The sequence below is a fragment of the Blastocatellia bacterium genome, from assembly GCA_035275065.1.
Classification (GTDB): Bacteria; Acidobacteriota; Blastocatellia; order UBA7656; family UBA7656; genus DATENM01.
The window spans coordinates 1-10,709 of the sequence record DATENM010000068.1; the positions used below are offsets into that span (position 1 = coordinate 1).

General features: G+C 55.8%; 12 protein-coding genes. 10 read left to right on the top strand and 2 right to left on the bottom strand.

The window, feature by feature from the left end:
* Positions 1–201 (top strand): hypothetical protein (locus VJ464_16755; protein HKQ06787.1); only part of this gene is annotated, 201 nt, incomplete at its 5' end.
* Here the strand turns inward: VJ464_16755 and VJ464_16760 are convergent.
* A complete protein-coding gene (locus VJ464_16760; GenBank protein HKQ06788.1) occupies positions 202–621 on the bottom strand; it encodes a helix-turn-helix domain-containing protein in 420 nt (139 codons plus the stop codon).
* Positions 622–1,586: 965 nt separating this feature from the next.
* Here VJ464_16760 and VJ464_16765 point away from each other — a divergent pair.
* The 7 genes from VJ464_16765 (at position 1,587) to VJ464_16795 (ending at position 8,595) form a co-directional block, all read left to right on the top strand.
* Positions 1,587–2,663 carry a glycosyltransferase gene (locus tag VJ464_16765; GenBank protein HKQ06789.1) on the top strand — a complete coding sequence of 359 codons (1,077 nt, stop codon included), beginning with the start codon at positions 1,587–1,589 and terminating at the stop codon, positions 2,661–2,663.
* Positions 2,664–3,028: 365 nt separating this feature from the next.
* Positions 3,029–4,327 carry a site-specific integrase gene (locus tag VJ464_16770; protein ID HKQ06790.1) on the top strand — a complete coding sequence of 433 codons (1,299 nt, stop codon included), beginning with the start codon at positions 3,029–3,031 and terminating at the stop codon, positions 4,325–4,327.
* A gap of 107 nt (positions 4,328–4,434) precedes the next feature.
* Complete coding sequence (locus VJ464_16775; GenBank protein ID HKQ06791.1) at positions 4,435–5,265, top strand: hypothetical protein; 831 nt, start codon at positions 4,435–4,437, stop codon at positions 5,263–5,265.
* Between the two features lie 223 nt (positions 5,266–5,488).
* On the top strand, positions 5,489–5,719 hold the full coding sequence (locus tag VJ464_16780) for a helix-turn-helix domain-containing protein (GenBank protein ID HKQ06792.1): 231 nt from the start codon (positions 5,489–5,491) through the stop codon (positions 5,717–5,719).
* Positions 5,720–5,914: 195 nt separating this feature from the next.
* Positions 5,915–7,954, top strand: a complete 2,040-nt coding sequence (locus tag VJ464_16785) for a hypothetical protein (GenBank protein HKQ06793.1) — start codon at positions 5,915–5,917, stop codon at positions 7,952–7,954.
* Positions 7,951–8,328: a hypothetical protein gene (locus VJ464_16790; protein ID HKQ06794.1), complete on the top strand. Its 378-nt coding sequence runs from the start codon at positions 7,951–7,953 to the stop codon at positions 8,326–8,328. Before VJ464_16785 ends, VJ464_16790 begins: the two co-directional genes overlap by 4 nt.
* Positions 8,329–8,331: 3 nt before the next feature.
* Positions 8,332–8,595: a hypothetical protein gene (locus VJ464_16795; GenBank protein HKQ06795.1), complete on the top strand. Its 264-nt coding sequence runs from the start codon at positions 8,332–8,334 to the stop codon at positions 8,593–8,595.
* Between the two features lie 183 nt (positions 8,596–8,778).
* Here the strand turns inward: VJ464_16795 and VJ464_16800 are convergent, their stop codons facing one another.
* Positions 8,779–9,339, bottom strand: coding sequence for a hypothetical protein (locus VJ464_16800; GenBank protein ID HKQ06796.1), 561 nt, complete (start codon positions 9,337–9,339; stop codon positions 8,779–8,781).
* Between the two features lie 267 nt (positions 9,340–9,606).
* Between VJ464_16800 and VJ464_16805 the strand changes: the two genes are divergently transcribed.
* Entirely contained in the window at positions 9,607–10,158 is a 552-nt protein-coding gene (locus tag VJ464_16805) for a DUF5681 domain-containing protein (GenBank protein ID HKQ06797.1), read from the top strand.
* Positions 10,155–10,550 carry a hypothetical protein gene (locus VJ464_16810; GenBank protein HKQ06798.1) on the top strand — a complete coding sequence of 132 codons (396 nt, stop codon included), beginning with the start codon at positions 10,155–10,157 and terminating at the stop codon, positions 10,548–10,550. Before VJ464_16805 ends, VJ464_16810 begins: the two co-directional genes overlap by 4 nt.
* Positions 10,551–10,709: the final 159 nt, after the last annotated feature.

Below are 10,709 nucleotides of genomic sequence, written 5' to 3' on the forward strand. Positions count from 1 at the left end.
AAAAAGAAGATGGCCAAGAAAGCCAAAGACAAACAGACGGAGCAATTTCTGGAAGACATGAGCTTGCAAGATATGGGCTTCAAGTTGCTCGGACTCATCAGCGACAACCGCATGGACGAAGACCAGATGCGGATTATTTTAGCCTTCGTGATGAACCTCTTGTCACAACCCGGCGGGCCACCCGACAAGCCCTCTGCCTAATCACTTCTTGCGCGGCTTGCCTTTCTTTCCCGATTTGCCGTTGGATGGCGGTCGTTTGAAATACTCCATGTAATTAAGCAGTATCTTGCGCTCAGCCGGCGAAAAGTCAAGCAACTGCCGCAAGATGGCCAATCCGTTCACATCGGCGATGAGCTGTTGTATCTGATCCAAGAGCGAAGACGGGTCAATCGGCGGCATTTCACTGATTGGAATCCCCACAGCCACCGTAAAGATTTCGTGGGCATTCACGTCGAGCGCCATCGCCAGTTTCTTCACTGTTTGGACAGTCAGATTGTCAGACCTGCCTTTGCGGAGTCTCCCGATATAGCTATCGGTAAGACCACAGCGGTTGGCTAATTCTTTCGGCGTCAATTGCTTCTGGCGCATCAGCCGGTCAAGGTACTGTGCCAGGGTTTCCATTGGCCCATTCTACAAGCTATTTTCAGGGATGCAAGGTTTGCCCTATCTGAAAGACAGGGGTAAAGTGACTTTTGGTCCAGAAATCGCGTTTGAACTAAAAGTCGGCTGATTTAGGGATTTGTGGTGCAAAGCCGTAACTATCCAATATGCTGAAGCGCAAAGTCTCATCCCCCAACTTACCTAAGCTTAGACGTCCACTATCAGAGACAGAGATGGTGGCCTTTCGAGATGACTTGCGCGAAGCTGACAGAGAGGTTCAAGGGTACTTCAGAATCTACTATCTCATAGGGCTTATTGGAGTCGCAGCATGGATCATTAGTCCAGAGCCGAAACCTCTCCTGGTACTTGTACTCGGAAATGGAGGCTACAATGTTTATGCCCCGCTTGTTATTGCATTTCTGAATGCAGTCTCTATGACATACCTGCTTTACAAGAGCGTTGAAATACATGAGATTGCACAATTCATTTCGTACGGCAGTCCATCCGAGAGCGGGTTCATCGGTTGGGAAACGTGGCGGCGTAGCACAGCAAGCGCGACTCGATGGCCTCGGATACTATATGCACCCTTTTTAACGCTCGTCCCACTCCTCGTATCCACGTCACTGCTTTACGCCTCATGGCGTATCCTTCATACACCTGTTGACCATTTGCTTACAGCCGCGTCAACACTTGCTCTTATCATACCTAAAGCGGCTACGACAGCATCTGCCCCTTCTGCCCAATTTTCGGAGTCTCAGATTGAGGGCATCACAAACGTGTTCTCAATAGCACGAATTTTCCTCTACGCAATCATCTGTTTACATGTGATTCCAATCATTCTGATCTACTTTAACATAGTCAGAGTGCCGCGGCTCTGGTCTATGATCTGGTCAAATAAGTGGGACGCCACGAGAAAATAAGTGACAGGATCGACACGCCCGCTCATTGTAATCCTATATGCTTGCTCTGGGTCCAAAGGACACCAAGTGCTGGCTGAAAACTACTGCGAGCTTCTGCGAGCCGTAGGCATCCCCCCTATCATGGTAGATGTCTTAGCATTAGATAGCCACCGACGTTTCTCTGGAGCTAATGCGATCTACTTCTGGCTTTTGCGCAAAATGCCTTGGCTATGGCGATGGCTCTACCAGAACTGGTGCAACGTACCCGGAATCGATTGGGGTCGCCAATGGATATTACCAAGACTATTTCCTCAGACACATCACTTACTGGTGACTAGCGCGCCAGCACTTGTGATCTCCACACATCCCGTTGCCACGGCTATTGTAGATTATCTCAAGAGGATCGGGAGGCTCGAAACTTCGCTGTGGGTAGCCATTTCCGACTGGCATATTCAACCTTTTTGGCTGTTCCCTAGTGTAGACTGCTACCTAGTACCAACACAGGATCAACAAATCGATATTGAGCAAATCGGCGTCCCGAAAAGTAATATACTTGTAGTTGGAATGTTGCTTCGTAAAGACTACTATGCGCCTTTGGATAGAGAGTTGGCCCGTGCACATTTAAGACTGCCGTTTGGTGCACGTCTAATTGTAGCTATGGGAGGTGGTTCAGGATGGGGGTTGGAGAAGATAATCGAGGAGCTTATAAAACTTAATACAAGGCTGGTAGTAATTACTGGAAGTGCAGAACGGCAAATGCAAATACGCTCCTATTTGCGACATCTTGTGGATCACCAAGACTTGGAAGTCCTTGGATTTGTTGATCCCCTTCTATATCTTGTTGCAGCCGACTTGGTTATTACTAAACCTGGTGGGCTATCTACGGCAGAAGTGATCCAACTCCGAAAGCCCTTGATACTAGTAGAGCCAATGCCCGGACACGAAGAAGAGAATTATCGCATTCTGAGCAGAATTGGAATATGTGGCGTTACAAATACAGATGAACTGTTGCATTCCGCCAGAGCAGTTCTGGATAATCAGGCCATACCTAGGGAAATTTCACTGAGAGTAGAAACCATCTGCTCCAATACCACACCACAGTTAGTGCTTGAAAGTATCTGCGAGGCTCTAAGGAGAAGCCGCGCGGCACCACAGTTAGAATAGCCACAGGTTTTTTCTCTCTCATCAGAGGATTCGAAATCCAATGATGGTAGAGTCAAAAGGTCGGGAAAATATTCAACTATGGTTTGTCAATGTGTGACCATATGTGTGACCAAACAACTAAAGCCGCCTTGCGGCGGCTCCAATTGCTTGATTCTAAAGTGCGCCCGGCACGACTCGAACGTGCGACCTTTTGGTTCGTAGTCTAAAAGGCTTTGTATCCGCTCATTTCTTCATATCTCAAAACCTACAAATTCCCTTAGATTCTTGCTTGTTTTTGGGATATAGTTTCTCCCGCTGTCTCATAGTGTCTCGCTCCAATGTGGGGCATATGTGGGAGCACAATTCGGGAATCGCTTCGGGAGGCGATGATGGGGAAGACTCGATCAGGCTCTATTCGTGAGCGCAAGACCGTCTTTTTTGCGCGCGTAGCTTTCATTGACGGGCAGGGCAAGCGGCAGAAGATTGAACGCCAAGCCGGGACTCAAAAACAGGCCGGCGCCTACCTGAAAGAAATCCTTCAGGGTCTCTCGACTCGCAAGGCGATCAAGATTACATCGCAGAAAGTTCACGAGCGGCGCGGTGGCGTCTTCGCCCGCGTGACGTTTGTCGACGACAGCGGCCAGCGCCGCGAGATCGAGCGCCGGGCACGGAATCGCTCCGACGCGAAAGAGATCATCAAGGGGCTGCTGCGCGACCTCGACGATCACGGCGCGGAGCTGCTCGACGCCGCGCAGATGACCTTCAACGACCTGGCCGCTTACTACGAAAAGAATTATCTGATCGAGCCTGAATATGTGGAGGGTCGCAAGGTGGCGGGCTTGCGCTCACATCGGAGCCTGAAGACTTCTCTGGGCGTCCTGAGAGAGCACTTCGGCAGGCGCAAATTACGGAGCATCACGCATGAGGACTTGAAGCGGTTCAAGGCCGCGCGGCTGAAGACCAAGACGACGCGCAAGACGCGGCGCTCTATTACATCGGTCAACCGCGAGCTTGAGCTGATGCGCCGCGTGCTGCGGATCGCCCTGCGTAATGGCTGGATCAAGCGCAGCCCGTTCGACGTCGGCGACGCGCTGATCATGTCGAGCGACGAGAAGAAGCGCGAGCGGATTCTCACTCGCGACGAAGAAGAAAAGCTGCTGGCGGCCTGCACCGGCAAGCGCTCGCACCTGCGCGCCATCATCATCTGCGCGCTCGACACCGGCATGCGCCGCGGCGAGATGTTGAAGCTCCTGCCGGCTGATCTCGACTTCGAGAATCGCTTGATCACTGTCCGCGCCTTCAACACCAAAACGATGCGCGAGCGGACCGTCGCAATGACGGAGCGGCTGGCCGGCGAGCTGCTGGCCATCGTCGGGCGTCTGCCTGCGGGCGTCGAGGTGCCGCTGTTCGGCATCACCTCAGACTTCAAGCGGGCCTTCGTCGCGGCGCGCACTGACGCCGGGCTCCCGGATGTCCGCTTTCACGATCTCAGGCACACACACGCGACGAGGCTCGTCGGGGCACACATGCCGCTTTCTGAGGTGGGCCGGGCGCTCGGCCACACACAGGCGAATACTACTTTCAGGTATGTGAATGCCAACGTCGAGACGGCCCGGCGCGTCGCGGCGCTGCTGGATGAGTTCAACAAGTCGGTTGATGGGGGCAAGAAGCCTTTGATTAACTGATACGGGTTCGGCTCGCCTAACGCTGGCCTCATGAACCAGCGGACAGCGCGGAAATCCCGATCTGCGTTGGCGGGCCGGAACATTCGGGCGCTCGGCGGGAGGGCGATATGTCGGATCAGTCAAATGGGGATGGCCAGAAGGTCGAAGGCGAGGTTGTAGCTTCTCAAACATTCACGATTCGTTGTGACACCTTCTTTGTCCCTATTGATGAGTCGGAGAAAGAATTCATAGAGGAAATCTCAGGCGACAACCACGGGATCACGGGACGGTTGGGGCTGGCTGTGTATGTAGACGACGATCCGGTCTTTATCGTTTCGAACATTCATTACGCCGACCATTCTGATTGCGGGGAGTTCGGTGCGGCGCTCCGCTATCTTCAGGACCACATCAAACAAGAAATCACCGAATCGTTTGATCTGCTCTGGTTCGAGGGGCAGATGTTTCCTTTCGTGGATAATAACGCGATCAAGGTTTGGTCGTCTGCGATGGCCAAGGTATTCAAGAAGAGGGTCGCACAACGCATGAAGGATTGGGCCGCGCGCTCTCCCCTTTCTGGTGATGATGCGCAAAAGAAAATTCAGTTTGCCCACCTCTATCCGACACTCCGCGCCCAGTGGCAATATGCCGAAATCGTTTATAAGGCGTGGCAGAATGAAGCCAGCAGACTCAGGAAGCTAAATATCGAGCCTGCCGATTGGAAGAAAAGAATTCTCGAAAAATATGCCGATATGCCAGATGACTTGCTCGATCAATTGGCTGGCCATCCAGACGAATACTCCCGAAAGCCTGCCCACCTTGCCGCGGCGCATACGGCCCGCGTTTGCGGGTTCTTAGGTGGATTGAGCTACAGAAGATACATGAGGATTCGCCAGGAAGGTGAGGCCCTTAGAAGTGCCGTCGAAAGCGATCCCCCGGATGGCACTCAGTTAGAGAAATAGCTGCCGTCTGATTGACAAGCCTTCAACGACACTCAATCTGTTATTCGACTGCCGGCATTTGCTTCGTTTTTAGTAGCAGCATGCAGGCCGTCTGACTGCCGTTCTACACCTCAGATTTAATTTCATATACACCAATTCAGGGCTGTCTTAATCTACCGTCGCCGGATGTCTCTCGCTGAGTCGGGACATCCGGCGGCGATTTCTTTTTTAAGGAGCATCATCGATGAGCAGTGATTCAACCGAAGTGATGGACCAGCCGGCGGGCTTGCCTCTCAAAGTCTGCTACTCCGTCGATGATGCGGTGGCGGCGACCGGGTTGAGCCGGGCAACGCTTTACCGCTCGATGGCTGCCGGGGATTTGAGCTATTCGCAGGTGGGCACTCGCCGGCGCTTCTTGCCTGAGCATCTGACGGCTTTCTTGAAGCGGCTGGAGAAGAATGGCCCCAAAAAATAGGGAAGGGCGACGTGGCGCGTCGCCCCAGGTTGTCAATTGCCACTCGGCCCCCAGGCGTTGAGGTTTGACAATGGGTAACATATCACACCCGCCCATCCGTGGCGTAGCAATTTCCCCTGATCATTCTCCGGCCATCTTCATTGCTGTTGACGCGCGGGTTGCCGTCGTAGGACCTGGTAAGGGACAAGCTGCTTAATGGCGAGCGACGGCGGTAATCCGGTTGATTTCATTTTATCGAAGCTGCGGCAGAAGAAGCGCAGCGGACGCAGCTGGGTCGGCTTATGCCCCGCTCATGATGATAAACGATTCAGTCTGAGCGTGACGCGCGGTGGTGATGGCCGCGCGCTGCTCAACTGCCATGCCGGATGCTCTATTGACTCGATCTGTGAAGCTCTCGGCATATCTAAGGCGGACCTCTTTACCGATGCCCCACCGCCGAAGCCGCAGAGAACCGGCTGGGAAATTGTCGCCACCTACGACTATCACGACCGCTCGGGCGGGCTCCTCTATCAGCACGTTCGCTATCGCAATAAACAATTCACCTGGCGCGCCCCCGACGGGCAAGGCGGCTGGCGGTATGGGCTGTATGCGGCATGGTTCGAGCGTTGGAATGACGGCGACTGGCGCGCGGCCAAAGACGGGAGCAAAAACGTTTTTGATGATCCCGGCAAAAGACCTCATGCTGATGCCCGGTGGTTCGGTGAAGTCAAAAGGACGGCGCTTTACAAAGAGGCGCGACTGATCGAAGCAGGGCCGGGCTCGGTGATCCTGTACGTTGAAGGCGAAAAGGACGCCGACACGGGCACAAGGCTTGAGTTTGTTGCTACCACCGCCGGCGGCGCTTCTGATTGGCGCGTTGAATTTGCCGGGCGCTTCGCGCAATTGAATCTCGTTATCATTCCCGACAATGACCAGGCGGGTGAGCGGCTCGCGGCAAAGGTGGCTGCCGATTGTTACGGCGTCGCCGAGACGGTGCGCGTGCTCCGCCTCCCCGGTCTGAATGAACACGGCGACCTCAGCGACTGGGAAAATGCTGGCGGCAACCGTGATGCGCTGTCGGCGCTCATCGAGGATACACCTTTATATCAGCCGGAAGTTGCGCAGGATGAAACGATCAGCCGCGCGAAGGAAGAAACGCGGCGCGCCATCGAACGCGCGGTGGATGGCATGAGGCATGACGACACCGACCCGCCGATCAGCGAAGACAAGAATAAAGAGCGGCTGTTGAGGCTGACCGGCAGAGAGGCGGCCCGCGTCGTAGATATGATTCTGGTGATTATGGCCGCGCTCGGCTTCGAGGGCAATCATCACCGGATCATCAACGCGCTGATTGCCTACGCCAAAAAGCTGCCGAATCCTTTCGTCTACTTCATGGCCACGCATTCACAGCTTTATCAAAAGTACAGGCGCAGCAAGACGGTCAAGGATCGCTCTAAGACTGCTCTTGTAGGGGCGGACACCGCCAGGCTGAGGGCGGAGCAGGAGGCTTTGGGCTGCGAGATGGTCAGCTACATTCCGGGCAAGATGAACCCTGACACCGGGCAGGGCTACGGCTCGCGTTATCGCCTTCAAATCCTGCGCTTTGCTCTGATCGCAATCAACCTGGCCGATAGCGTCGGAGGGGAATTCGAGCGACGCTGGCAGGCTGACGAGTGGGCGGCGCAGCAGGTGGCCGAGATGATACCTAGGGCCGCGCCGCGCGCCGAAGTAAAAGTGAAACCAGGCAGGGCGGCATCACTTTCCAGCAGGACCCCTTTCGATGAGGTAGAGAAAGCGTTTTTTGACGTGTATGAGAGCGAGCTTGAGCGCGTGATCCAGCGGGAAGTGAATAAGTGCAGCGGCCCGGAGGTGATGGGCGAAGCCGTTGATGAGATTACGGCGCCGCTGATCGGCAAGCTGAATAGAATGGCTAGCGAGGCACTCTGTCGCGGGCTCGCGGCGGCGGCTGAAATCGAGCAGGAGGGCGGGGCCGGCAGTTCGAAATCCTTAGTCCATGAAAGCATGGACTTACCGTTCGACCAGACGGAGATGGGGGCGGAAACCGCCGCCGGCCAAATCGGTGAGCCCTTAGTCCATGAAAGCATGGATATAGGGGCCGGCGGGCGCGGCCCTATTGAAGTTAGGGAAGATGTATATCTATCACGAAATAGAAATACATTACCGTCCATGCCTTCAGGCAGCCGCGCCGGGCGGTTTGCCGATGAGCCTTCGGGTCTGGAGGTCTTCGACATATGAGCACGAGCGAGCTGGTTTCGTCGCTGATCCTGTCGGGCGCTGCCTTCGAATTGAGCGCGGACGGCTTCAGGGTGAAAGCCCCGCCGGGTGTCGTCACTGCTGATCACCGCTCGCAACTGGCCGCCGCGCGCGAAGAGATACTGGCGATGCTGCGCCGCTCGCCCGGCCTGTGCCTGGTCGCCTGCGGCGACTGCGGGAAGGTCGGCGCGATCTTTTCGGGTTTCTGCTTCGAGTGCTCATCCCTCCGAGAGTTCTTGTCCAACCCGCTGCCCTGTGGTTGTATTGAGCCGCGGCGCTGGCGCTACCGCGATGGCGGTTTCTACTGGCATTGCGGGAACTGCGAGCCGGCCCCGGATGATGCTGTGTGGGGGTGATGGGTGGCCGCGGTTGACGAAGACGAGCTGCGCCGGCGCATCAAGCGGCACTCCCTGTTCGGCCCCGGCGTAGACGACGCGAGCCTGGCCCTTGTGCTGGCTCTCAGGGATGCCGCCGTTGAGATGGTGGAGCGGGGCGCAACGCGCGGCGACGTCGAAGCGGCTCTGAGCGAGTCGCTTTGTTGGTTCTTCGATCTTTCTTGGGAAGTCATTAAAAAGAGTCTGCCGAAACGCGGGCCGGTGGCGATCACCCATCGCCGAGACTAGCGATGTTGCCGGCGGATCAAACGGGCCGAATCGAACAAACTGAAGAACGGCCCATCTTCCTTTGCCCTGATCTTGCCCGGCGCACAGCCGCTCGACTACGAGCTCCCGTGTTTTTGGGTGTAGGTCATGCAGGTATTTATTTGCGAAAATGAGCGCCTCAACTCTTTCTGTGGAATCCTACTCCTAACTTCGTTCAGTAACGTACATAAGCCTGAAAAAAACCAGCTGAGCTACCGTATAAATGCCAGCGTTGACCCAGGGTGACCCCCAGGTAGGAATTAGCACCGCGGGTATGCCAAAAAGGAATGTCATGAAGATCGCTCCTCCGATTGGATTATCTGTACCGCGCTTCCCTCGAAGCGTCTCAAACAAAAAGACGAAGAAAAGTAAAATGAAGGTGAAAGTCGCGCCAAAGAATTTAATCAGCTCCTCAGACTCGAAGGCTAGGAGGCTCTTCTTTGGCCGGGTTGCCTCCCGGATAGGCGGGTTTAACTCTGTGATGATGGCATTGTATATAGGCCCTAAAGACGGCGAATTCGGGACCTGCTTTTCTTCAAGCGCTTGGAGTCTCTCCAGCGCGGAAATTCGTTTGTCAATTTCGATGTAATAAGTGTATCCGGTAGCTCTGTTGTAGATGTAAAGGCCGATGCCAGTTAGCACCAGCAAGAAAAAGACGTACAAAAGTCGCCCTGGTTTGGACTGACCAAACGACTTCTCCAGACTTTCGATGATCGCACCAATCATAGTAACTCTCCATGTAGCGACGGCGTATCATTTTATTGCTTGGCAGCTTGCGCCAGGCAAAGCAAAGGCGACCTTGATGCGTGCTGACCGTGTTCTTTGGGCGCCCGTAATGCTATCATCTGTCGCAAGCCGTTCCCAGCGGCCGAGTGAGTCCTCCACTTCGGATTTTCAGTGGCCACAAAAAAACCTTCCGCGAACGCTGATCCTAAGAAGCGTAATACTTCCAGGCGTAAGGCCGCGCCATCGGACGCATCGCCGAAAAAAGCGGTGTCGTCGAAAGCCAAGAGCGATGGCCTGCGCACAGCGCCACGCGATCACTCATCGCCAGAATCGGCGAGCGGCGCCGGCAGAGAAGTCTACCTGGACGCCCTGATAAATCAATTCTCCGGGGGCGAAAAACAGGAGGAAAACAGGAGGCGCGGCGGCCAATTCCAGCCCGGCCAGTCGGGCAATCCTGCGACGCAATTCCAGCCCGGTCAATCAGGCAATCCGAACGGGCGGCCCCGCGTCAGCATGACGGCGACGCTCAGGCGCAAGGTTGACGAGCAAATGCCGGGGGCGGCGGCCACCTACGCGGAGGCCATTGCCGAGAGGCTGTGCGTCAAAGCAGCCCTGGGCGACGTGCGCGCCGCAACGCTGATCTGGGATCGGCTCGAAGGCAAGGCGACGCAGCCCATTGAATTGACCGCCACCGAGAAGCGCCGCGAGATGTGGATGCGGATGGTTGACGACCTGGCGCAGAAGTATAAAAAGCCTCGCGAGCAGGTGATCGAGGACGTCATCGCGCGCGAGCCCGAAGCCGCGGAGTACTTGAGATGAAAAAAACTGACGATTACGACGAGCAGCTCCGTTACCAGCTCGCGCTGACGCGCAGGCTCAGCGATGGGCCGGGGGCGCGCGAGATCGCCGCGGCGCTCTGTGAATTTGTTGAGCTGGTGGCCTCCGGGAAGTCGGATGAAAAGTCGCTGGTGGCGCGCGCCAAGGAACTGGACGGCCTGGCCCCGCCGTTCAACAGCGCGTCGCCCGACTATGGCCGCTTCAAGCTGGTCTTCCTTTCGGTGGTGATGGATTGGGAGGAATCGAGGCCGGAGGGGGCGGCTGATCGCTGGCCGATCATCGAGAAGTACTTGCCGAAGCTTTACCCGTTCACGTGGGTATTGGTGGACGAGCTGCGCGGACTCCTGGCTCTGTGCGGCTCTGCGGACGAGTGACGAGTGACAAGCTAAACGGCCCGCCGTGGCGTTTATTTGACCTCAGAGCGTTCGGACGTTCTACGGCTCGCCCGGCGGGCAGATCGCCTCAGAGCGCCAGAGCGGCGCGCGCCGGCGGTGCCTGTAAAAAAGAAACGGGCCGCGCCCTGGAGCGAGTGC